This window comes from Parabacteroides sp. ASF519, assembly GCF_000364265.2.
Lineage (GTDB): Bacteria > Bacteroidota > Bacteroidia > Bacteroidales > Tannerellaceae > Parabacteroides > Parabacteroides goldsteinii.
The window spans coordinates 802,047-826,197 of sequence record NZ_AQFV02000006.1 but is presented as its reverse complement, the minus strand read 5'-3'; the positions used below and the strand labels follow the sequence as shown (position 1 = coordinate 826,197).

General features: G+C 43.5%; 18 protein-coding genes. 11 read left to right on the top strand and 7 right to left on the bottom strand.

What is annotated here, in order from left to right; all coding sequences use genetic code 11:
• Positions 1-27 precede the first annotated feature (27 nt).
• The 4 genes from C825_RS03215 to C825_RS03200 all read right to left on the bottom strand — a co-directional run bounded on the left by C825_RS03215 (position 28) and on the right by C825_RS03200 (position 8,287).
• On the bottom strand, positions 28-507 hold the full coding sequence (locus C825_RS03215; RefSeq protein ID WP_009860747.1) for a DUF5018-related domain-containing protein: 480 nt from the start codon (positions 505-507) through the stop codon (positions 28-30).
• A 20-nt stretch (positions 508-527) separates the two neighbouring features.
• Complete coding sequence (locus C825_RS03210; RefSeq protein ID WP_010801382.1) at positions 528-2,432, bottom strand: RagB/SusD family nutrient uptake outer membrane protein; 1,905 nt, start codon at positions 2,430-2,432, stop codon at positions 528-530.
• A 23-nt stretch (positions 2,433-2,455) separates the two neighbouring features.
• On the bottom strand, positions 2,456-5,641 hold the full coding sequence (locus C825_RS03205; RefSeq protein WP_010801381.1) for a SusC/RagA family TonB-linked outer membrane protein: 3,186 nt from the start codon (positions 5,639-5,641) through the stop codon (positions 2,456-2,458).
• 1,005 nt (positions 5,642-6,646) lie between these two features.
• A complete protein-coding gene (locus tag C825_RS03200; RefSeq protein WP_009860744.1) occupies positions 6,647-8,287 on the bottom strand; it encodes a fumarate hydratase in 1,641 nt (546 codons plus the stop codon).
• Positions 8,288-8,443: 156 nt separating this feature from the next.
• On the opposite strand from C825_RS03200, the gene C825_RS03195 reads away from it, so the two are divergent.
• The 3 genes from C825_RS03195 (at position 8,444) to C825_RS03185 (ending at position 13,502) form a co-directional block, all read left to right on the top strand.
• Complete coding sequence (locus tag C825_RS03195; RefSeq protein ID WP_010801380.1) at positions 8,444-10,684, top strand: T9SS type A sorting domain-containing protein; 2,241 nt, start codon at positions 8,444-8,446, stop codon at positions 10,682-10,684.
• Between the two features lie 304 nt (positions 10,685-10,988).
• Entirely contained in the window at positions 10,989-12,680 is a 1,692-nt protein-coding gene (locus C825_RS03190) for a tetratricopeptide repeat protein (protein ID WP_009860742.1), read from the top strand.
• A 171-nt stretch (positions 12,681-12,851) separates the two neighbouring features.
• Positions 12,852-13,502 (top strand): hypothetical protein, encoded by a 651-nt coding sequence (locus tag C825_RS03185; protein ID WP_009860741.1) that lies wholly within the window; start codon positions 12,852-12,854, stop codon positions 13,500-13,502.
• Between the two features lie 54 nt (positions 13,503-13,556).
• Here the strand turns inward: C825_RS03185 and typA are convergent, their stop codons facing one another.
• Positions 13,557-15,353 (bottom strand): translational GTPase TypA, encoded by a 1,797-nt coding sequence (gene typA / locus C825_RS03180; protein WP_009860740.1) that lies wholly within the window; start codon positions 15,351-15,353, stop codon positions 13,557-13,559.
• 171 nt (positions 15,354-15,524) lie between these two features.
• Between typA and rpsO the strand changes: the two genes are divergently transcribed.
• The 8 genes from rpsO to C825_RS03140 all read left to right on the top strand — a co-directional run bounded on the left by rpsO (position 15,525) and on the right by C825_RS03140 (position 22,919).
• Positions 15,525-15,794, top strand: coding sequence for a 30S ribosomal protein S15 (gene rpsO, locus C825_RS03175; protein ID WP_009860739.1), 270 nt, complete (start codon positions 15,525-15,527; stop codon positions 15,792-15,794).
• Positions 15,795-15,944: 150 nt separating this feature from the next.
• Positions 15,945-16,529 (top strand): helix-turn-helix domain-containing protein, encoded by a 585-nt coding sequence (locus C825_RS03170; RefSeq protein WP_009860738.1) that lies wholly within the window; start codon positions 15,945-15,947, stop codon positions 16,527-16,529.
• Positions 16,530-16,544: 15 nt separating this feature from the next.
• Positions 16,545-18,200 carry an AMP-binding protein gene (locus tag C825_RS03165; RefSeq protein WP_010801379.1) on the top strand — a complete coding sequence of 552 codons (1,656 nt, stop codon included), beginning with the start codon at positions 16,545-16,547 and terminating at the stop codon, positions 18,198-18,200.
• 318 nt (positions 18,201-18,518) lie between these two features.
• Complete coding sequence (gene ahcY, locus C825_RS03160) at positions 18,519-19,937, top strand: adenosylhomocysteinase (RefSeq protein ID WP_010801378.1); 1,419 nt, start codon at positions 18,519-18,521, stop codon at positions 19,935-19,937.
• A gap of 147 nt (positions 19,938-20,084) precedes the next feature.
• Positions 20,085-21,119, top strand: a complete 1,035-nt coding sequence (locus C825_RS03155; protein WP_010801377.1) for a GHMP family kinase ATP-binding protein — start codon at positions 20,085-20,087, stop codon at positions 21,117-21,119.
• Entirely contained in the window at positions 21,101-21,688 is a 588-nt protein-coding gene (locus C825_RS03150; protein WP_009860734.1) for a D-sedoheptulose-7-phosphate isomerase, read from the top strand. Before C825_RS03155 ends, C825_RS03150 begins: the two co-directional genes overlap by 19 nt.
• 3 nt (positions 21,689-21,691) lie before the next feature.
• A complete protein-coding gene (locus C825_RS03145; protein WP_010801376.1) occupies positions 21,692-22,396 on the top strand; it encodes a nucleotidyltransferase family protein in 705 nt (234 codons plus the stop codon).
• The gene (locus tag C825_RS03140; protein ID WP_010801375.1) at positions 22,374-22,919 is read left to right on the top strand and encodes a D-glycero-alpha-D-manno-heptose-1,7-bisphosphate 7-phosphatase; all 546 of its coding nucleotides are present in this window, start codon (positions 22,374-22,376) and stop codon (positions 22,917-22,919) included. Before C825_RS03145 ends, C825_RS03140 begins: the two co-directional genes overlap by 23 nt.
• Here C825_RS03140 and C825_RS03135 read toward each other — a convergent pair.
• Both C825_RS03135 and C825_RS03130 read right to left on the bottom strand, forming a co-directional pair.
• Entirely contained in the window at positions 22,901-23,902 is a 1,002-nt protein-coding gene (locus C825_RS03135; protein WP_010801374.1) for a glycosyltransferase, read from the bottom strand. The genes C825_RS03140 and C825_RS03135 overlap by 19 nt on opposite strands.
• A gap of 5 nt (positions 23,903-23,907) precedes the next feature.
• The gene (locus tag C825_RS03130; protein ID WP_135033535.1) at positions 23,908-24,117 is read right to left on the bottom strand and encodes a hypothetical protein; all 210 of its coding nucleotides are present in this window, start codon (positions 24,115-24,117) and stop codon (positions 23,908-23,910) included.
• Positions 24,118-24,151 lie beyond the last annotated feature (34 nt).

The window sequence follows — 24,151 nt, the reverse complement described above, 5'->3', positions numbered from 1 at the left end:
AAAAATTATATTGAAAAAACGGACTGTTTACTTCGTAAAATTAACAATTGTAATCGTCCACTCCCGTTGCTCTCCATTAGCTGCTGTTACAAGATATTTATTGGGTTTAGACCAATCACCAGGAACACCTAAAGCAGGCGATCCTTCTTTAGGAGTAATTCTGGCAGCCGTAGACAAAGTGACCATCACACCTATATTATTTACTGAACATTTCTCCCACTCTGACGCCGGAAAAGATCCTTCATTGGCAGCAGGAACTGATACATCCAGACTAACTGTACTAGCCTCCTTATCAATAACAATATTAGATCGTCCAAGTTCGACTTTTTTCACGATCTGCTGTCCGCTTGCGTTCGAAACCTCATCGCTTATATAACGATACTCTACACGTTGTACCCCGCTAATCTCATTCTCTTCAAACTCAGGCAGATCTTCCAATCCTCCCGTAAGGCAAGAAGATAGAGTGAAAAGAATGGACAAGAATAACAAATAACTATATTTTTTCATACTCATATTCATTTTTAAATTTACCAACCCGGATTCTGTTCATCAGTAATTCCACTCGCTGCGCGTCTATCAATCGCAGATTGCGGAATAGGCATTAAATAACGTTTTGTTGTAAAATTTCTGTTCCAGGCTCTGTTTCTTACGATCTGTCCAATGAAATAACGCTTACGGTCTTTTGTTATCTGAATCTTATGGACAGGACGGTTTAACGCCTGAATAACACCATTAGCCTTTTCCCCTTCATTTGCATATCCGCCATATTTGCCCCAGCGCAAATAACTCCAGTATAAATTACCTTCATAAGCCATTTCAACACGACGTTCGCGAATATAATCCCGCCATGCCTCTTCCTCCGTTACAGCCATAGAAGGAGGTAATCCGCCATGTTGTGTACGTGTCACATTCAAATCTGCTACTGCTTTATCTATTTCGCCTTTCAGCAAGTAAGCTTCAGCACGGTTCATATACATCTCTCCTAAACGAGCCAATACAAAATGATAATCCGTATTATTCGAGACATAAAAACGAGGAGAAACTTCATAAACATTCTTCCTCCAATAATAACCAGATGCCGTAGTATACCAGGAATCCGCTTGGTCTTTACGTACACCGGCCCACAAATTACCCTGGCAACAAAGTGTCACTAGCTCGCCGCTTAACCAAGTACAAGAATCATACACAATCGTTCCGTAAAAACGTTTGTCACGATTATTATACATAATCTCATTGATACGGGAATCATCCGTTACACGTCCGTAACGTACAATCTTTTTCCCCTTTTCGGTAGAACCCATATCATCTTCATCCGGTACTACCCGCCCAGTCAATTCAACTTTGACAAAATCACCGACCTGCAACGCCGAGGGGTCTTCTTCCTTTACACTATTTTTGTACTGTGCCGTTTCATTCCAAGGTTTTGCCTTTCCATCCACTTCATCAATGACAAGATATTGGTCTACCATATCCTGTGTCGGGAAATAACTGGCCCAGCCTTCAAACGAACGTCCGCCAGCATCTTTAAATAATGGAGAAGCATTTGAATTGGCTATTTCATCATTATTTACATTCGGCACACAACTAATCATTTCACTGAATGAACCGCAATTCGTGTTCTTCTCCAAACGGTAATAACCCAAAATAATCTCATTATCATAAGCTCCTGCCTTTTGGAACATCTCGCCATAATTACTGCTCAATGTATATTTACCAGAATTAATAACAGCATTCGCTGATTCAATGCACATATCCAGATAAGACGCATCTTTCGTATAAGCATAAGCTTGGAGCGCTGCACGACAACGAAAAGCATAAGCTACATACTTATTGACGCGTCCTGAAGCCGATTCTTCAGGAAGTCCTTCAATACCAGCATTCATATCGTCAATTACCAGTTTATAACTTTCTGCTACATTAGCAGTCAGCGGGGTCTTAAAATCTTCTGTAGACTCGGGGGTCAACACCTTCATGATTGGAACAAAACGACCTTCCCAAAGCGTCTGATAAAAATTCACTAACGAACGGAGGAAATGACCTTCGGCAATCAATTCCGACTTTTGTGCCTCTGTAAGTGCAGTGGCAGCGGCAGCTTTTTCGATAATCAAATTACAATTCCTTAAATTAGCGAAATAGCCGAATCCCATATTCGTTGTCCGGTCCATCCCCACTTCAGTAGGAAAAGCATCCAGGTTTGTCAAATCGCTATGGATTCCATTCGGTGTATATGATTCCAGATAAGCATACTCTCCGGCATATAGGGCTACCGAGGATTTGTACACCTCTGTCACAAAAGCATCGGCGGTTTCTTTGGAAGACCACACCAAATCCTCATCATACGATTCCATCGGTTTTGTATCCATCACATCACAAGAAGTAGCGAGAACTCCACCAGTGAAACACAGCAAACCATATTTTAAATATTTATTCATATCAGTTCTGTTTTTATTTTCAATTAAAATCCTATACCAAAGTTGATCGCGAACACGCGCTCATTTGGATAATCATAACGGTTGGCTGATCCGTTTTCAGGGTCAATTCCGTACTTTGTTGCCTCCGAAATAGTAAAAATATTTTGTCCGCTCAAAGCCACATTCAACCGAGTGATCCACGAGGTCTTCTTCAATAGTATACGCTTGAAATCGTATCCGACCTGAATATCTCTCATTCGCAAATATCCTCCGTTAATCAACCAGAAATCACTTCCGACTGTATTATTAGAACCATTATTTCCGGTAGAAGACAACAAACGCGGAAATTTGGCATCAGTATTCTCCGGTGTCCAATAGTCCGTTTGAAACTCATAGGTAGGACTTGAACCGGTATTGGCATCACTCATCATCAGCACACTACCTAAATACATATCAAAACGGGTTGCCCCCTGAAAGAGGGTACTGAAAGAAAATCCTTTATAAGATAAATTGATGTTCAATCCATAGTTGGCACGCGGGAAACTACTTTTACCCAAACGATGCTGGTCGGCCCCATCAATAACGCCATCCCCATTAAAGTCATAATATTTAAGATCACCTGCCGTTAGTGAGTGGGAACCTGTACGTTGCACACTGTTATATACATCATTTGCATCCTTATAAAAGCCCATATTCTCATAATAGACACCGGCATATCCCCGTTGCTGGGTTGTACGCTTGTAAGGATTTTTCTTATTTTCAAGTGACTCAGACGGGTTGTTAGCCCATAACTCATCAAATTTTGTAAAATTAAAGGCTACATCATAATGGAAATCACCAATATCATCGCGCCAACCCAATTGAAACTCCACACCGGCACGACGATGTTCCCCATCTGTCGATATTTTAGGAAGCGATACACCCAACGGATCGGTATAACCAACATCCAATGCATCCGGTGCATATAAGAAACCTTTGGTTGCATAATAGAAATAGTCGAAAGAGCCGTACAATCTATTATTCAACGAACTAAAATCGAATCCGGCATCAAACTGATCAGTGGTAAACCAAGTCAAATCAGGAGAAGGCAAGCTCCCTTCCCAAAAACCGGGTACATACTCACCATTCATTACATACTCCTGGCCGCCTAATCCGTAAGATGTCAGATAGGCAAAACGTCCGATGTGATACGTATCCCCGTCATTTCCCCAGTTATCCAAACCCACTTGTCCGTAAGAGGCACGTATTTTCAACATATCGAAAATATGTTTTTCGCGTATGGTTTCCATGAAAGCTTCATCTGCCAGCGACCAACCGATCGAACCAGAGTAAAAAGTACCCCAACGATGATCTTTCGGAAAATTATCCGACCCGTCATAACGCATACTGGCTTCTACAAAATAACGGTTATCATAATTATACTTGACCTGTCCGACCCAACCGGCCCGGCCATTTTCCCATTCACCGCCGGAGTTTTCCATCGTCGAAGAAGGTCCCGGGTTAATTTGATCAATCGGGAAATCATAATTCTTACGGACCAAGCCCATACTATGTCCAAAACCGCTTGTATATTCGTAACCTCCTAAGGCGCTTACCGAATGCTTGCCAAACGTACGGTTATATTCGGCAAAATACTGTAAGGTCCAGGAATTTCCCAATTCCCCATACTGGCTCAACTGTGGTTTTGAAGCATATGTAGGCTCTTGAGAATCCCATGCATACTGAGCTGCATCTTTTCTCCAGGACTTATTATCCTTTATATAATAGCGATAACTGCCCTTCGCCCGCAGTTTCAGGCCTTTTACCCAGGGAAGATCCCATTCAACCCCCAACAAGCCGTTGACTACATTCTCTTTTTCATCAATATAGCCACCGTCATCAGAAATTTCAGCGATCGGATTATCTGTATTATTATACACCAATCCATATTTATTCCGACCAATCTCCATCGGTGATTTATTCTGGACATGGGAGAATACGTTCCCGTATCCGCTGGATGTGGAAGTATACGGATGTGTTTTAAACTGCATGTAACCATCCAACTGTGCCGTTGTTTTCAGGCCAATGGATTTAAAAGTTGAAGTTTGAGTCAATTGAAAATTCGTTCGTTTCATATAATGCGAATCGCTCTTATACAGCGATTGCTGGTTAATATGACCTATAGAAGCATAATAAGTATTGCTCGCACCACCACCACTAATCGTAATATTATGTTTCTGTTGCGGAGCAAAATTCTTCATTACCTCTTTTTGCCAATCTGTATTAGGGTGTCCGTACGGATCCGAACCATCGGCAAACATGCGTAAATCGTCGTCATTGTAAGGAATGGTCACTCCGTCATTCGCTGCCGCCACATTACGATGTATAGCACGCTCATACGAATTCAATTTATCAGGCCATACATTCGGTTGAGACCAGCTTTGGTTGAAGTTATAATCAATCTGAGGTTTTCCTTCTTTTCCCTGCTTGGTCGTTACCTGCAAAATACCATTAGAAGCACGCGAACCGTACACAGCCGTAGCCGAGGCATCCTTTAAAATAGATAAATTCGCAATATTTTCGGGAGCTAAAGCAACAAAGTCTCCATAGTCCCGAATAACGCCATCAATAACAACGAGCGGAGTGCCACCACCGCGAATACTCACCGTACTCGTCTTATTAATACCACCACCGCTACCTTGTACAATCAAACCAGGTGAACGCCCGGCCAACCCCTGCGTGATATTTGTTACCGGAAGAGCAGCCATCTCTTCTGCATTTACTGTTGATACGGCTGCAATCATCGAACGTTTTGTTGTCGTACCATACCCCAGGACTATTACTTCGTCCAGCTTCTGAGTGTCTTCCTTCATAGATAAATTGACAGGACCGGCAGTCACCTTGTGCTCAATAGTGAGATACCCGACATAAGATATTACCAGAATATCTCCAGGCTTAGCCTCCAAAGAGAAATTCCCGTCCATGTCAGTTACAGTTCCGTTTGTAGTACCTTTAACATGAATACTGACACCAACCAATGGACCAAAATCATCTGAAACAGAACCCGAAACTTTCTGGGTTTGCTGCATTTCCACATACTTGGACTCCCGTACAGTCAACAAATCATTCGAATCAGCCGCAGCAAAAGCCGGCAAAACAAATGACAACAAACAAGCGACCTGTACTCCTTTCACAATTCTTTGCGGAATAGAAAATGACAGCGATTGAATTTGTACTGGCTTAATTTCCATCTACATTTTGATTTAGAGTTTTACATAATATTTCTATCTAATCCAAAACAGTACTTAATCAGCAACCTGTTTTTAGAATATTTTCATAATATCCCATAGTTCTCTCAGAACTATGTCGATAGAAACTTTCTTCAAATCGCTTATTTTGTAAAGGATCAGGAAATATCACAGAAAAAAGGGGGAAACATGTTGACTCCGCATCCAACTTTAATAGAACAAATTGAAAGCCTACGTGCATAATATCAATCATAATAACATGTAGGGATTTGTGTGAGATATAAAAAACGCATTTATCCTATTAAAATATCATTACTTAATTTACAATGACTTCATGCAATAAAACAATGGGGCTATGTAGAAGCAATCATACCGTACACAACTCAACAATATGTTATAAAATATATTTGTTAATCTTTTTTCAAAAAAAGACGCATAATATTAAAATATATTCTAATTTTGCACATGTATTAAACTTAGTTCTGAGAGAACTATGCTACCATGAAAAGTTTATCCAACCAATACACAGCGATCCGGTTCTTTCATAAACAAATCAATATATCCTCCAAAAATTCAAAATCAATAAAAGAAGAATACTCTTTTAAGTCAACACACAAACATCCTATTTATCAAACAACTATCAGACATCGATCTGTCAATTAGCCTACCAATCCTCCTTTTCGTTAACAAATAGACAATAATCGTTGACTCTATATCCTCATTAGTATCCTATTAGTAAAAAAATACATCCCGAACAAAATGTTTCAATTCCCTTATGTATTTTGTTGCCGATAGCTATACGTAAGCTTATCGACAATTATAGGTAATCTTGTCGATATTTATCAGTAAGTCTGCGTATAGCTATCGGCAATAAAATACATAAGGAACTCAATCGGAAAAGATCACTATGAACAGGCAACAACAAGGCAGGGAAAAGAAGAAAACAGAAAGAAAAAGCCTGCCCCGAATAAACGGAACAGGCCTTTCACCTCTTATAATAAGTTGTTCTTATTTGCTACAGGAGCAACGCGGCTTCAATTGTTTGAAGAAATCGTTGCCTTTATCGTCCACCAGAATGAAAGCAGGGAAATTTTCTACTTCGATCTTCCAGATTGCTTCCATACCCAGTTCCGGATATTCCAGACATTCTACTTTCTTGATGCTTTCCTGTGCCAGGATAGCAGCCGGACCACCGATACTTCCCAGATAGAAACCGCCATGCTTCTTACAAGCATCTGTTACCTGCTGGCTACGGTTACCTTTGGCAATCATAATCATGCTACCGCCATTGTCCTGGAACAGATCGACATAGGAATCCATACGGCCGGCTGTTGTCGGACCGAATGAACCGGAAGCCATTCCGGCCGGAGTCTTGGCAGGACCTGCATAATAAATAGGATGATCCTTGATATACTGAGGCAGACCTTCGCCTTTATCGATACGTTCTTTCAGTTTTGCATGGGCGATATCACGACCAACTACGATCGTTCCACTCAGAGAAAGACGGGTGGATACCGGATATTTAGTCAGTTCTTTCAAGATATCGGCCATTGGCTGGTTCAGGTTGATCTTTACGGCATCACCTTCGCCGGCATTACGCAACTCTTCAGGAATCAGGCGACCTGGATTAGAATCCATCTTTTCAATCCAGATACCCTCCTTATTGATCTTACATTTGATATTACGGTCAGCAGAGCAGGAAACTCCCATACCTACCGGACAGGAAGCACCGTGACGCGGCAGACGAACGATACGTACGTCGTGTGCATAATATTTACCACCGAACTGAGCACCCAAACCAATGTTGTGAGCCGCTTCCAAAACTTCTTTTTCCAGTTCGACATCACGGAAAGCACGGCCATACTCGTTACCGCTTGTAGGCAGGTTGTCATAATAATGAGTAGAAGCCAGCTTCACGGTCAGCAGGTTCTTTTCTGCTGAAGTACCGCCGATAACGAATGCAATATGGTAAGGAGGACAGGCAGCTGTACCTAATGTTTTCATTTTTTCAACCAGGAACGGAACCAATGTTGCCGGATTCAGGATCGCTTTTGTTTCCTGGAACAGATAAGTCTTGTTGGCAGAACCACCACCTTTCGCTACACAAAGGAATTTATATTCCATACCTTCGGTTGCTTCGATGTCGATCTGTGCAGGCAGGTTACATTTTGTATTCACCTCGTCGTACATATTCAACGGTGCATTCTGTGAATAACGCAGGTTTTCTTCCGTATATGTTTTGTAAACACCCAGAGAAAGCGCTTCTTCATCACAATAGCCGGTCCATATATGCTGGCCTTTTTCACCGTGGATGATAGCCGTACCTGTATCCTGGCAGAAAGGAAGCTGGCCTTTAGCTGAAACTTCGGCGTTACGAAGGAAAGTCAATGCAACGAATTTGTCATTGTCGCTTGCTTCCGGATCGCTCAGGATTTTAGCAACCTGTTCGTTGTGGGCCGGACGAAGCATAAAAGCCACATCACGGAAAGCAGCATTAGCCATCGCTGTTAATCCTTCTTTTGCAATCTTCAGAATCGGTTGTCCTTCAAACTCGGATACCGACACATAATCTTTTGTAAGCAAATAATACTCTGTTGTATCCGGTCCCAGTGGAAACGGTTCCTGATACTTGAAAGGAGGTGTTGCCATATCTTTATTATTTAATTATGTAATATTGGTTTTACAATTTCAGAATCATTCTTTTTCGCTTGGCAAACTTAGACAAAAATCACGAAATACGGGAGCGGTTTCACAAATTTGTTCGTAGTACAGGAAGAATTAATTAAAAGAAAAACATATATTTGCATGAATATGAAAAAGCTAGTCACTCTTTTTTTCCTCTGCCTGTTGGTATCCGCCCATTTAACAGGACAGATCAGTCACGGAGGCAGACCACTTCCGATGACGATACTCAGCACCCGCTCAGGAAGTCTGTTTCAAGAAATGCCTGCTTTTGACATCGCTGAACAATTACGAATCGACTCACTCAACGAAAGCGATTTGCGCAGCAGTTTTCATTTTGCCTACAAATTCATGACCGATTTTACTCCGGATAACTCGGGCAGCTGGTTTACACAAGCCGACGGCACCCGCGTATGGCGGCTGGGCATTCGATCGGCCGGTGCCTATTCGATCAATGTATTGTTTTCTGAATACGAAATTCCGGAAGGAGCCCAGCTCTTCCTGTACAATCCGGACCAGACACATATATTAGGAGCATTCAACCATTTGAACAACTCCGAACTGGGTATACTTCCCGTCTCTCCGGTACAAGGTGATGAATTAGTTATCGAATATCAGGAACCGGCTAATGTTCAGTTTCATGGCAAGCTAAAAGTGGGTGAAGTAAACCATGACTATCGTAATATCAGAGGATACGAACCGCAAGAATATAGCAGGACGTATCTCGGATGCATAAAAACCCTGGCCTGCCTGCAAGAAAGTACGGATAAATATAATGAGATAGGCCGAAGCGTCGTCCTGCTCATTATCAATGGGACTGATTTTTGTACCGGTACATTAATTAATAATACATCAAACGATGGTACACCTTACCTGTTAACAGCATCCCATTGTTTGAACAAGCAGTTCAACATCGAGAATCCGGACTACGAAATGATTGCAGGCAATATCGTCACCTATTTCAATTATGAAAGTCCTCTATGCGACCCGGTTATGAGAGGTACCGAAGAAATGTCGATGGCTTCCACCCGCTTCAAAGCGACCAACGAACAGACCGACATGGCCTTACTGCAACTGATGGAAACACCACCTGCTTACTATCAGCCTTATTATGCCGGCTGGAATGCCAAGGACCAGGGCACTGCTCCATACGTGGGAATCCATCATCCGGAAGGCACCGTAAAGCGACTTAACACGACAGAAGAAGTCGAATTAACGACATTCAACTCTCCGGTAGGAAACTTTATAAAAAACGGGCACTGGCACATAAAGGAATGGTCGGACGGAAGCACGGCAGGAGGCTCTTCCGGTTCCGGGTTATTTGACAGCAACGGCTTAGTTATCGGAGGTCTGTCCGGAGGAGAGTCCGACTGTCCCCGTCCTTATAACGATTTCTATTTCGCCTTAAGCCAAAACTGGGAAACATCTCCGGATGCCGACAAACAATTAAAAATATGGCTCGACCCGGCAGGAACAAACTCCGAACGGATCTGCAAGGGACTTGATCCTTACAGTGCGACCCCATGCCTGCGCCTGAGCAATATAAAGGAAAGCGGAAAAGCCAACACAATAGAATCAACACCTCTCCCCTCTCCCGGTACAGGCCCGGCTTTCGGCAACAATTCACTGGGAATGAACGAATTTGCAGAAGCCTATAAAATAACAGGCAACGCTAAAATATACGGCACATACATCGTAAATCCGGCTATAAGCAAGATGAGTGACCTTGAAGTAGAAATCACCGTCTACAATGGCTCGGATAAACCGGAAACACTGTTATACAGCGAGTCATTCAGCCCCTCATTCGTAACGCTCAATGACAAAAGTGCTTTTATCGATTCTACCAAGCCGATGAACCGCGACCAGGAATCATTTATAACCTTCAAAGAGCCAATCGATGTGTCCGGCAATTTCTTCATCGGATACAAGATCAAATCGGCTGCCGGCAATATCTTTTTTTCGGCATTCAATCTCCCGAAAGGAGAAACAAGTAAAAATACCGTATGGATCAATTATAAAGGTCAATGGATAGAAGCTACCAGCCATCCGGCTTCCCCGATGAGTACTTCCTTATTCATCGACCCGGTCATCCAGTACAATACGGCATCGGCTAACACTTCCATTAACGAAAGTAATCCAATCCGCATATTTGTGGAAACAGCTTCCAAAGCAATTCATGTCCTGCTACCGGAAACAATCCGTCAGGCACGGTATTCAGTGCTGTCGATGGAGGGAAAAACTTTACAGAACGGCACTGTTCATTCGGGACAAAACATCATCACCGCCACCACAGCCACGTCAGGTATCTATCTGGTACAGATCAGCTACGGAAACGAATGTTTTACTCAAAAGATTTTATTTTAATCAAAAATACACAATAAGAAAGCACTTGGCAGAGTCCGATAAGATAAAGAGATGAAAACAATACATTACAAATTAACTAAATTAGTACTGGATGGAAATGATTAAAGCGTCCATAAATCCTGTCATTTATACTCTTTTTAGCAAAAAAAGAAGACCGGATTCATTAATAAGTATTAATTAGAAAGATTTTATCGTATCTTTGCTATTCATAACAAAAAAATGCTTTAGTTTTGCACTTTGATGGCTAAGGGACAATTGAAAGTGAATATATAAACATAGTAACATTTTAAACTTACATCAAATTATGAACAAAAAGTTTTTATTGTCATTCTTTGTAATGGCAGCAATCTTAACCCTTTCTTCTTGTTCAAACAAGTTGAAACCGCTAGCTGAAGAGTACATCAAAGCTGAGCCGCAGCCGCTTGAGGCTATCGGAGGCAAAGTACCCGTGACTATCAACGCGACTTTCCCTGCAAAATGGTTCAACAAGAAAGCCGTTGTAACTGTAACTCCGGTTCTCCGCTATGCCGGTGGTGAAGCATGGGGAACATCTTACACTTATCAAGGTGAAAAAGTAAAAGGTAACAATCAGGTTATCGCTCAAAAAGAAGGTGGTAACGTAACAATGAAATCTTCTTTCACTTACAAACCTGAAATGAAGAAATCTGAACTGTACCTGACTTTCGACGCAAAGATCAAGAACAAAACAGTTAAATTACCGGACGTAAAAATCGGTGAAGGCGTAATCGCTACTTCTGAATTGGCTGATGCTGCTACTGCAACTGCAGCTATCGCTGCTGACAAATTCCAGCGCATCATCAAAGAAGCTCACGATGCTAACATTATGTTCCTTATCCAGCAGGCTGAACTTCGTGCTAAAGAGTTGAACTCTGATGCTATCAAAGAATGGAAAGACCTGGTTAAAAATGCTGATGAAGCTCCTAACCAGAACGTAGCAATCGAAATCTCTGCTTACGCTTCTCCTGATGGTGGTGTTAAACTGAACACAGGCTTGGCCGAAAGACGTGAAGGCAATACTTCTAAATATCTGAATAAAGAATTGAAGAAAATGAAAGTTGATGCTCCGGTTGACGCTCGTTACACTGCTCAGGACTGGGAAGGCTTCAAAGAATTGGTATCTGCTTCCAACTTGCAGGATAAAGACCTTGTATTAAGAGTTATCTCTATGTACCAGGATCCTGAAACAAGAGAAAAAGAAATCAAAAACATTTCTGCTGTTTATTCTGATCTGGCTGAAACTATCCTTCCGCAATTGCGTCGTTCTCGTTTGACTGCTAACATCGAAATCATCGGTAAGTCTGACGACGAAATCAGCGCATTGGCTAAGAGCAATCCTTCTGAACTGAATATCGAAGAAATTCTTTACGCTGCCACATTAACTAACAACGACAGCGAAAAGATGGCTATCTATACAAAAGCTTCTGAACTGTATCCTAACTGCTACCGCACTTGGAACAACATCGGTATGATGGCATTCAAGGCTGGTGACCTGGCTAAGGCTGAACAAATGTTCAACAAGTCTAACTCTGTTAAGGCTAACAACGAAGCTAACATGAACTTAGGTTTGATCGCTCTGACTAAGGGTGATCAGGCAAAAGCTCAGCAATTGTTCGGTAATGCTGCAGGTGTTGCTGAATTAGGCGAAGCTCTGGGTGTTCTTTATCTGGAACAAGGCGAATATGCTAAAGCTGTTAACTCTTTCGGTTCTGTTAAGACTAATAACGCTGCTTTGGCTCAGCTTTTAGTAAAAGACTACAGCAAAGCTTCTCAAACTTTGAACGCTGTTGCTAAACCTGATGCAACTACTTCTTACCTGAAGGCTGTTGTTGCAGCACGCACAAACGATGTAAACGCAGTTATCAGCAACCTGAAAGCTGCTATCGCTGCTGACAAAGCTATGGCTAAAGAAGCTGCTATCGATCTGGAATTTGCAAAATATGCAACTAACAGCGATTTCGCTAGCTTGGTTAAGTAATTAGTATATTACACAATCCTATAATAGAAGCTGCCTCCGTAAAAAGAGGCGGCTTTTTTATTTCTACCAAAATCATAAGGAGATAACAATTTATTCATTTTTAGCCGTTTAATATTGCAATTTCAGTATTATTTTCCTATTCTTGCATATGCTAAGCTTAATCATAATATTATGAGTAGATTCATTATTATACTATTATTGGCTATTATCTCCGGAAGTAATAAGTTGGCTGCGCAAATCGACAGTGCACAATTCTTATTGCGTAACTTTGAAAACGGATATGTTTATTACAAGGATGGCCGGACATTCAATGTACCGCTAAACTATAGCCTCCTCATCAAAAAGTTCCTTTTTCAGGACCAGCACGACAATAACAATATCAAAGAATTCTCTGAACCGGAGATGGTGGCAACCATCAAGATAGGCGAAAGAATCTTTCTTCCAACGAAAGACGGGGCAACCGAAGTGCTGCAAAAAGACCCTCCTATTTTCGTCCAATACAGAGGTGCATTAAAATGGGAAGGCAAACAGGTCGGTTACGGAGGGCGCTCGGAAACATCGGCGGTCGACTCCTATTCCTCTTTCCAGTCAGGAAACACTACCCATAAGCTGGAAACAGAAAAGCTGATTCTCAGTCGTATCGACAAAATATTCCGGATAGAGCGTAACGGAAAACAATTCCGTTTCCTCAATGAAAAGCAATTCCTCAAAGCATTCCCCGACCATAAAGAGGAACTAAAGAAATATGCAGATGACAATAAAACGGATTTCAACGAGATTGAAGACGTACTGCAGATTTACAATCATGCAGTAACTTTATAAAAAAACCGGATACACAAATGCATATCCGGTTTCCCATTATATATTTCAACAGGTTCATCTACCCTGACGTTTGCGTTCGGTCTCATCCAGGATGACTTTACGCATACGCATATAGTTCGGTGTGATCTCCACATATTCGTCAGCCTTGATATATTCCAAAGCATCTTCCAAACTGAATACGACAGGAGGAGCCAATGATACTTTATCGTCAGAACCTGAAGCACGCATGTTCGTCAATTTCTTCGACTTCGTTACGTTTACAACCAGGTCGCCTTCTTTCGTGTGTTCACCAACTACCTGTCCGGCATATACTTCTTCCTGCGGAGCAATGAAGAAACGTCCGCGTGACTGCAAGTTGTTCAGGGCATAAGCGAAAGCTGTTCCCGTTTCCATTGCAATGATGGAACCGTTGTTACGGCGTTCGATATCTCCCTTCCACGGCTGATATTCCAGGAAGCGGTGAGCCATAATCGCTTCACCGGCAGAAGCTGTCAGAACGGCATTGTTCAGACCGATGATACCACGTGAAGGTATATTGAATTCAAGATGCATACGGTCGTTCTTGCTTTCCATCATTGTCATCTCACCTTTGCGCTTTGTCACCATATCGATGATACGGCTGGAAGACTCTTCCGGGAGATTGATAGTAAGCTGTTCAACCGGTTCGCATTTTACACCGTCAATTTCTTTAATGATTACCTGCGGCTGACCGACCTGCAATTCGTATCCTTCACGACGCATCGTTTCAATCAACACAGACAAGTGGAGCACGCCACGGCCATATACCAACCATGAATCGGCTGAATCGGTAGGAACCACACGCAAAGCCAGGTTCTTGTCCAACTCTTTCTGAAGACGTTCAAAGATATGGCGCGATGTAACGAACTTACCATCTTTACCGAAGAACGGAGAGTTGTTGATGGTAAAGAGCATAGACATCGTCGGCTCATCGATTGCAATCGTAGGCAGCGGTTCCGGCTCATTGATGTCGGCAATAGTCTCGCCAATCTCGAAACCATCGATACCAATCACGGCACAGATATCGCCGGATTGGACGGATTCTACTTTCGTACGGCCCAAACCTTCAAAGATATCCAACTCCTTAATTTTCGATTTTACCATCGAACCGTCACGTTTGCACAACATAACTTCCTGGCCTTCGCGCAACTCACCACGATGAACGCGGCCTACAGCGATACGACCTACATATTTGGAGAAGTCCAGCGATGTAATCAACATCTGGGGAGTTCCTTCCAATACCTCCGGTTCCGGAATATATTTGATGATAGCATCCAGCAATGCATAGATATCTTCGGTCGGCTTCTGCCAGTCTTCAGACATCCACCCCTGTTTAGCGGAACCGTAGATTGTCGGGAAATCCAACTGTTCTTCGGTTGCATCCAAGCTGAACATCAGGTCGAACACCATTTCCTGCACTTCCGACGGACGACAGTTCGGCTTGTCTACCTTATTAATAACTACGATAGGTTTTAATCCTAATTGAATTGCTTTTTGCAGCACGAAACGTGTCTGAGGCATCGGGCCTTCAAAAGCATCTACCAACAGCAGGCAACCGTCGGCCATGTTCAATACACGTTCTACTTCACCACCGAAGTCGGCGTGACCCGGGGTATCAATAATATTGATTTTGCAATCCTTATAATTAATAGATACATTCTTAGCTAGAATAGTGATACCTCGTTCACGTTCCAGGTCATTGTTATCCAGGAACTGGTCCGGCTCTGCCTGTCCTTCACGGAAAAGCTTACCGGCTAATAACATCTTATCCACGAGCGTCGTTTTGCCGTGGTCTACGTGCGCGATAATCGCGATGTTTCTGATTTTTTGCATCGAAGACTAATTTATTGGCTGCAAAAGTACGACATTTTTACGATATGTATGTGATATTCATGTTGCAAAATATAAAAAAGATACAGAAAAGAGTTGTCAGACAAAAAAGTTATGCATATCTTTGTCGCCGCTTAGATAATATAGTATCAATTTATTAAAGTAAAAAGAATCATGTATTTAGATTCAGCAAAGAAAAAAGAATTATTCGAAAAGTATGGCAAATCAGCTGCCGACACAGGTTCTGCAGAAAGCCAAATCGCACTGTTTACAGTTCGTATTGCACATTTAACAGAACACTTGAAAGCTAATCACAAAGATTACAGCACTGAAAGAGCTCTGAAAATGTTGGTTGGTAAACGTCGTCGTTTACTGGATTATCTGATTAAAGTTGATATCGAAAGATACCGTGCTATCATCAAAGAACTTGGTATCAGAAAATAAGAAACTACTTCGCAGGAAGTTACAAAAGGGCAACTCTCACAAGGGTTGTCCTTTTTTTCTTTCAGTAAATTACATGGTAAAATAAAATATTAATGTAAATTTGCGGCGTTCAGTTACAAATTAAAAGATAATCTAAAAATAAACATACTTATGGGAAACAACAAAATCATCGGAGCCAAAATTAAAAGTATCCGTGAATCAAAACAACTCACTGTTGAGGAAGTTGCCGAACGTTCCGGCCTGAGCACAGAACAAATCGAACGTATAGAAGGTAATGTAGATTTTCCTTCACTGGCACCTCTTATCAAAATAGCACGGGTACTCGGTGTCCGCCTGGGTACATTCCTTGACGACCAATCCGAACTCGGTCCGGTTATCTGCCGCAAAAAAGACAGTAATGACTCCAATAGCATCGGTTTTACCAACAATTCGATGGAGAACCGGAAACATATGGAATACCATTCACTGTCGCAGGATAAATCAGGCCGCCATATGGAACCGTTCCTGATCGATGTTTCCCCTTCGGAAGATGGCGTTGATTTTATTCTTTCCACACATGAAGGTGAAGAATTCATTTATGTGCTGGAAGGCGTACTTGAAATAAACTACGGAAAGAATACCTATATATTGGAAGAAGGCGACAGCATCTATTATGATTCGATTGTTGCTCACCACGTTCATGCAGCCGCCGAAAGCACGGCTAAAATCCTTGGAGTTGTTTATACCCCCTATTAATGTTAAAGAAAAGATATGGAATTACAACTGCAAGATAAGACATTAGGCCAATGGCTGGAACATTGGGCCGAAACGACGCCGGACAAGGAATACCTGGTTTATTCCGACCGCGACCTGCGTTTTACATGGAAAGAATTCAACGAACGTGTCGACCGGATGGCAAAAGGTATGCTCTCTATCGGTATCGAACACGGCACCCATGTCGGTATCTGGGCAACGAATGTACCCGACTGGCTGACATTTCTTTATGCTGCCGCCAAAATCGGAGCCGTAGCCGTTACCGTCAACACGAACTATAAACAGAACGAGTTGGAGTTTCTGGTAGAGAATGCCGATATCCACACCATGTGTATCACCGAAGGCGTATTTGACGGTAGTTACATCGATATGATGTACACCATGCTTCCCGAACTAAAGGAATCGCAACGCGGCTATCTGAAAAGCCAACGCTTCCCGAGACTGAAAAATGTCGTTTATATCGGCCAGGAGAAATATCGAGGTATGTATAACACGCCGGAGTTGTTATTGCTGGGCGAAAATATAGAAGACGACAAACTGGAAGCCGCTAAAAAGCTCGTTGACTGCCACGATGTTGTCAATATGCAATATACCTCCGGCACGACAGGTTTCCCGAAAGGGGTTATGTTGACTCACCATAATATTGCGAACAACGGTTTGCTGACCGGCGAGCATATGAAATTCACCGCTGACGACAAGCTCTGTTGTTGCGTTCCTCTCTTCCATTGCTTCGGTGTGGTGCTGGCTTCCATGAACGTGCTGACACACGGTTGTACGCAGGTTATGGTCGAGAAGTTCGACCCGCTGGTAGTACTGGCCTCTATCCATAAGGAACGGTGCACGGCACTTTACGGCGTACCGACCATGTTTATTGCCGAACTGAACCATCCGATGTTCCCGATGTTCGACCTGACTTCGCTCCGTACCGGTATCATGGCAGGTTCGCTCTGCCCGGTGGAACTGATGCGCCAGGTGGAAGAGAAGATGTTTATGCGTGTAACCAGCGTTTATGGTCTGACGGAAACATCACCCGGTATGACCCATTCACGTATCGACGACCCGGCAGAAGAACGTTATAATACTGTCGGACGCGACTTTGAATTTACGGAGGTGCGTGTTATCGACCCCGAAACCGGCGAAGAATGTCCGGTTGGCGTACAGGGAGAAATGTGTAACCGCGGTTACAACAACATGAAAGGTTATTATAATAATCCTGCCGCCACAGCCGAAGTCATCGACAAAGACGGCTTCCTGCATAGCGGCGATCTCGGCGTAAAAGACGAAAACGGCTTCTACCGCATTACCGGACGTATCAAGGATATGATTATCCGCGGCGGAGAAAATGTTTACCCGCGTGAAATAGAAGAATACCTTTATCACCTGGAAGGAGTGAAAGACGTTCAGGTGGCAGCCGTCCCGTCCAAGAAATACGGCGAGGAAGTCGGTGCTTTTATCATCCTGCACGAAGGTGTTACGATGACGGAAGACGTAGTGAAAGACTTCTGCCGTGGCAAGATAGCCCGCCACAAGATTCCGAAATATATCTTCTTCGTCGATACCTTCCCGATGACCGGTAGCGGCAAGATTCAGAAGTTCAAGCTGAAAGACCTCAGCCTGAAGCTGCTGGCCGAACAAGGGATTACGCCGGTATAAAACGAAAACATATTAAAAGCACAGGGCTTTTGCCCGGCAAAATAGCCGTTGATTAGTATCAGCGGCTATTTTCATTATAATGCTACGGCTCAATCGATTACAGTTTCCTCGTAGTTTTCCGTTCAGGAAACTGTAATTTCCTGCGCAGGGAACTGGAGTTTCCTCCTAAGGGAACGCGCGTTTCCTGCCTGGGAAACTACGGTTTCCTAAGCAGGAAATTATAAAGAGATAAGCAGACGGATATGTTTGTCCTTGCAAATCATCCGTACAACTCAATAATTTGTTATCTTTGCCACACATTCAAAATAATTATTATTTATGTCACAATTATTTCCAACTAATCTGCCTTATAAAGTGGCAGATATGAGTTTGGCTGAATTCGGTCGCAAAGAGATCGAAATCGCTGAACACGAAATGCCGGGACTGATGGCTCTTCGCCAGAAATATGCCGCTCAGAAACCTCTGAAAGGTGCCCGTATCACCGGCTCACTGCACATGACAATTCAGACAGCAGTGTTAATCGAAACATTAGTTGCGTTGGGAGCAGATGTACGCTGGGCAAGCTGTAACATCTTCTCTACACAGGACCATGCCGCTGCGGCTATTGCTGCAACAGGTGTTCCCGTTTTTGCCTGGAAAGGTGAAACTCTGGAAGAGTACTGGTGGTGTACCGACATGGCACTCCGCTTCCCTGACGGAAAAGGTCCGCAGATGATTGTAGACGACGGAGGTGACGCTTCTCTTCTTGTTCACATGGGGTATCGTGCTGAAAACGATGCAGAAACCATCAATCGTAAAGGTAGTAACCACGAAGAACAGGTTATTCTGGATACATTAAACAGCATCCTGAAAGAAGATAACCAGCGTTGGCATCGTACGATTGCAGAGATGAAAGGCGTTTCCGAAGAGACAACGACCGGCGTACACCGTCTGTACCAGATGATGGAAAAAGGCGAACTGCTGGTTCCGGCCATCAATGTGAACGATTCGGTAACGAAATCCAAATTCGACAACCTGTATGGCTGCCGCGAATCGCTGGCCGACGGTATCAAACGTGCTACCGACGTGATGATTGCAGGTAAAGTCGTGGTAGTTGCCGGATACGGTGACGTGGGTAAAGGTTGTGCACACTCCATGCGTTCTTACGGAGCACGTGTGCTGGTTACTGAAATCGACCCGATTTGTGCTTTGCAGGCTGCTATGGAAGGATTCGAAGTTACAACGATGGAAGAAGCGGTCAAAGAAGGTAATATCTTCGTTACTACCACCGGAAACTGCGATATCATCACCATCGGCCACATGAGCCAGATGAAAGACCAGGCAATCGTTTGCAACATCGGTCACTTCGACAATGAAATACAGGTAGACAACCTGGTGAACTATCCGAACATCAAGCATACCAATATCAAACCGCAGGTTGACAAATATACGTTCCCGACAGGAAACTCAATCTTCCTGCTGGCAGAAGGACGTCTGGTGAATCTGGGTTGTGCAACCGGTCACCCTTCCTTTGTAATGAGTAACTCATTTACAAACCAGGTACTGGCACAGATGGATTTGTGGCAGATGGCTTACGAAGTGGGTGTTTACCGTCTTCCGAAACGTCTGGACGAAGAAGTTGCCCGCCTGCACCTTGAACGTATCGGTGTGAAACTGTCTACATTAAGCCCCAAACAGGCCGACTATATCGGAGTTCCGGTAGAAGGTCCGTATAAGGCTGACCATTACAGATATTAAAAATAATTAGCCAATAAAAGAATGTGCCAATATGCCAATTTAGGAAATAATTGAATGAATTACTATTTCCATTGGCTTTTTGGCACATTCTCACATTAGCTAATTATTAATTGGCATATTGGCACATTAACTAATTGGCAAATTATTATGTTATACCGAAGCAAAGCACCTTTCAGACTGGGAATTGCCGGAGGAGGAACAGATGTTTCCCCCTACTCCAACCTCTATGGTGGTGCAATCCTCAACGTTACCGTCAATTTATATGCCCATGCCACTATCCGCCCACTCGACAACGGGAAAATCAGGTTTGTCCATATCAATGAAAACATTACAGAAGAATTTGAGGCTGTAAGTGAACTGCCTCTCGACGGCCCGTTAGTACTGCAACATGGTATATACAATTCAATCGTTTCGCGTTATAACAACGGAGAACCTCTTTCTTTTGAACTGATCACCCAGATGGACGTCCCATCCGGTTCCGGCCTTGGCACCTCTTCCACCTTGGTTGTCGCCATCCTCGGAGCTTTCACCGAATGGTTGCGGTTACCACTGGGGAAATATGATATTGCCCATTACGCTTACGAAATCGAACGCATTGACCTGAATATGGCAGGAGGCAAACAGGACCAATATGCCGCTACCTTCGGAGGCGTTAACTTCATGGAGTTTCTGGAAGACGACAAAGTCATTGTCAATCCTCTCCGCATCGGCGATGATATCTTGCAGGAATGGGCCATGAACACCGTTCTCTTCTACACCGAACAACAGCGTTGCTCCGGAAAGATTATCGAAGAACAGGCCGAAAACGTCAAAAACAATAAAAACGACTCGCTGGAAGCCATGCACAATGTCAAGCATGAAGCATTCCGCATGAAGAATTGCCTGCTGCGGGAAGAATTGCAGGAACTGGGAAAAGCGCTCAACACAAGCTGGACCAGTAAGAAGAAAATGGCCCGCAACATCTCCAACGAATTTATCGACCATATATACGAAACTGCCATGGCCAACGGTGCCCTGGGCGGTAAAATCTCCGGTGCCGGAGGAGGAGGATTCATGTTCTTCTACTGTCCCGGCAATAGCTGCTACAAAGTGTCCGAAGCATTGGACAAGATGCATATCGGACATATACAACAATTTGAATTTTGTAAGAAAGGATTGATTACATGGACAGTAAAGGAATAATCAGAAAACGGCTAGCGCAACACCGCGACATTATCGAACAGATACTGGCGGACGAGAAGTTGCAGGACACAATTGCACAGATTACCGACACGATTGTCACCTGTTTTAAATACGGTGGAAGGGTTTACTTCTGCGGAAACGGTGGAAGTGCCGCCGATGCACAGCACCTGGCTGCCGAGTTCTCCGGCAAGTTTTATCTGGAACGTGACATTCTGCCGTCTGAAGCATTACACTGCAACTCTTCTTACATCACGGCCGTATCCAACGACCTGAGTTTCGAGATCATCTACTCCCGGCTGATTTCGGGTATCGGAAAGGCAGGCGATGTCCTGGTCGGCTTATCCACTTCGGGCAACTCCGCCAACATCGTAAAGGCGTTCGAGACATGCCATGAAAAAGCAATTACAACGGTAGCTTTTACTGGTGCCGACGGTGGCCGCATGCGTGAACTGACGAAGCTCCTCATCAATGTGCCGTCTACCGATACTCCACGTATCCAGGAGGCGCACATCACCATCGGGCATATCATCTGTGAATTGGTAGAAGAAGAAATATTCGGAAAGGAATAAGGAATGGAATGTATCATACTGGCGGGAGGAATGGGTACCCGGCTGCAAAGTGTAGTGTCTGACGTTCCCAAATGCATGGCTCCGGTAGCCGGGCATCCTTTCCTGCATTACCTGATTACAACGCTGATTGAAGCCGGTTTCAAACATATCATCCTTTCCTTAGGGTACAAACATGAGATTATCGAGGAATGGCTCGGGGCAAACCGCTTCTCCGCCGACATATCGACCGTAGTCGAAGAAGTCCCGCTCGGAACAGGAGGAGCAGTAAAGCTGGCACTTTCAAAAGCCCGCACAGAAAATGTGTTCGTCCTGAACGGCGATACATTCTTCGGAGTGAATTATCCGGAGTTATTAAACCTCCACAGGCAAACCAGCGCATCAGCAACCCTCGCATTGAAAAGAATGGAGAAGTTCAGCAGATACGGGGTTGTCGACATCGAACAAGAATCTCGCCGTATCCTGCGTTTCAACGAAAAGCAATATTGCGAATCGGGCCTTATCAACGGAGGCATCTATCTGATTAACCGCCATGAACTGGACGGCTATCCGGCAAAATTTTCACTCGAAAAGGATTTCTTTGAGGCAAAAGTCACCACCTCCATCCTTTCCGGATATATATCGGAAGGATATTTCATAGACATCGGTATCCCCGACGATTACGCACAAGCTCAAACAGATTTCAAAGATGGAAGATATAAAGCCTTATAACACATTATTCCTGGACCGCGACGGGGTTATCAACCAGCAACGTCCGTACGACTATGTCAAAACAACCGGGGAATTTATCTTTATCGACGGAGCACTGGAAGCCCTGAGGTTACTCTCCCCCCTGTTCAAACATATCATAATTGTCACTAACCAGCGCGGAGTCGGAAAAGGCATAATGACCCGGAAAGACCTGGAAGAGATACATGCTTATATGATAAATGAAGTCTCCGGACAGGGAGGAAGGATAGATAAGATATATGTTTGTACCGATACCAGCGATTACTGCAAGAACCGTAAACCCAACACAGGCATGGCACTTCAGGCCAAAGATGATTTTCCGGACATTGATTTCACGAAAAGTATAATGGCAGGAGATAGCATCAGTGACATGCTGTTTGCCAAAAATGCCGGGATGAGGGGAGTATTTATAGGAAACAAATATGGCCCGGGAGAAGTATCAAAAACACTCTACCAGGCCCATTATGCGGATTTGCTGAGTTTTGCTCAGGCTTTCTTCTTATAATGCTTCTTCAGCTCTGCCTCAACGTTTACTTTCTGCTTTAAAATCACTTTGCGGACAAATGCACCGATAAATCCCATACCATAACCGCCTAATTGAATAAAGCTGGTCACGATGGAAAGCAAAGCGATCGACAGGCTTTTATTGACAAACAGAGATTCCAGGAACAGCGCCAGTATATAAACACCCAACGGCAGTAAAGCCCAGGGACAGATTAACGACGATAACAATAAAAACAACACTCCCAGTACAAAACAGGCAGGCAACAGATGAACCAGCTTCAACGAGTCCGGATGCATCTGATATAAATCCACACGCGCCATTCCAAAAACATACACCTGTCTGTAGAATGATTTCAGACTCACGCGGCGCTTATGATATACATAGGCTTCCGGAAACAGCTCTACAGTAAAACCGGCTTTACGGATACGGGTACTTAAATCAATATCCTCTCCGAACATATCCTTAAAGCCGCCTACCTTCTGATAAACTTCCCGCGAGAATCCCATATTGAATGTACGGGGCACGAACTTCTCCAGTCCTTTCTTACTTCCACGGATACCGCCGGTTGTCAGAAAAGAGGTCATCGAATAGCTAATAGCTTTCTGCATCAGGGAAAAAGAGGCATGTGCCCTGTCCGGCCCGCCGAAACAATCCGCATTCGTCTCTTTCAGATAGTTCGTAACCCTCTCGAAATAGTCTTCCGGAATAATACAATCCGAGTCGAAAAAGACCTGATATTTACCTTCGGCACGTTCCATACCATAATTCCGGGTCAGGCTTCTGCCCGAATTCGGTTTGAAAAAGTAACGTACATTCAGCTGGTCTTCATATTCTTTGACTACCTCGTCGCAACGAACCGCTGAACCATCTTCAATAATCAGCACTTCAAAATCCTTGCAAGTCTGATGCAATAAACTTTCAAGCAATTCCCGAACTTCAACCGGACGGTTATATACGGGGATTATGATTGAGTAAGATATCATAAATTTTACTTTTGTTTTTTTCTATAAGCTTGGTTTGGATGATTTGAAATGGTCGGATAAAGACGCTCTAAACGCTCCTGAGCCAAAAGGAGAGGCAATATCTTATTCTTCAAATAAGTTGGTGTACGAAGAATCACTGCTGCAATCTCATCAACGCTTTTAAATGTATCGCAACAAATCTCAACAACCAACGTCATTAGTTCTTCATTCCTCATCCATTTCTTTCCCCGAGGTGTCATCGTTTCTCCC

Excerpts from the sequence above, each read along its gene's own strand:
- C825_RS03155 (WP_010801377.1), top strand. The coding sequence starts at position 20,085 with ATGTTATACCGAAGCAAAGCACCTTTCAGACTGGGAATTGCCGGAGGA.
- C825_RS03165 (WP_010801379.1), top strand. The coding sequence starts at position 16,545 with ATGGAATTACAACTGCAAGATAAGACATTAGGCCAATGGCTGGAACAT.
- C825_RS03150 (WP_009860734.1), top strand. The coding sequence starts at position 21,101 with ATGGACAGTAAAGGAATAATCAGAAAACGGCTAGCGCAACACCGCGAC.
- ahcY (WP_010801378.1), top strand. The coding sequence starts at position 18,519 with ATGTCACAATTATTTCCAACTAATCTGCCTTATAAAGTGGCAGATATG.
- C825_RS03145 (WP_010801376.1), top strand. The coding sequence starts at position 21,692 with ATGGAATGTATCATACTGGCGGGAGGAATGGGTACCCGGCTGCAAAGT.
- C825_RS03195 (WP_010801380.1), top strand. The coding sequence starts at position 8,444 with ATGAATATGAAAAAGCTAGTCACTCTTTTTTTCCTCTGCCTGTTGGTA.
- rpsO (WP_009860739.1), top strand. The coding sequence starts at position 15,525 with ATGTATTTAGATTCAGCAAAGAAAAAAGAATTATTCGAAAAGTATGGC.
- C825_RS03215 (WP_009860747.1), bottom strand. The coding sequence starts at position 507 with ATGAAAAAATATAGTTATTTGTTATTCTTGTCCATTCTTTTCACTCTA.
- C825_RS03200 (WP_009860744.1), bottom strand. The coding sequence starts at position 8,287 with ATGGCAACACCTCCTTTCAAGTATCAGGAACCGTTTCCACTGGGACCG.
- C825_RS03190 (WP_009860742.1), top strand. The coding sequence starts at position 10,989 with ATGAACAAAAAGTTTTTATTGTCATTCTTTGTAATGGCAGCAATCTTA.
- C825_RS03205 (WP_010801381.1), bottom strand. The coding sequence starts at position 5,641 with ATGGAAATTAAGCCAGTACAAATTCAATCGCTGTCATTTTCTATTCCG.
- C825_RS03170 (WP_009860738.1), top strand. The coding sequence starts at position 15,945 with ATGGGAAACAACAAAATCATCGGAGCCAAAATTAAAAGTATCCGTGAA.
- C825_RS03210 (WP_010801382.1), bottom strand. The coding sequence starts at position 2,432 with ATGAATAAATATTTAAAATATGGTTTGCTGTGTTTCACTGGTGGAGTT.
- typA (WP_009860740.1), bottom strand. The coding sequence starts at position 15,353 with ATGCAAAAAATCAGAAACATCGCGATTATCGCGCACGTAGACCACGGC.
- C825_RS03130 (WP_135033535.1), bottom strand. The coding sequence starts at position 24,117 with ATGAGGAATGAAGAACTAATGACGTTGGTTGTTGAGATTTGTTGCGAT.
- C825_RS03185 (WP_009860741.1), top strand. The coding sequence starts at position 12,852 with ATGAGTAGATTCATTATTATACTATTATTGGCTATTATCTCCGGAAGT.
- C825_RS03140 (WP_010801375.1), top strand. The coding sequence starts at position 22,374 with ATGGAAGATATAAAGCCTTATAACACATTATTCCTGGACCGCGACGGG.
- C825_RS03135 (WP_010801374.1), bottom strand. The coding sequence starts at position 23,902 with ATGATATCTTACTCAATCATAATCCCCGTATATAACCGTCCGGTTGAA.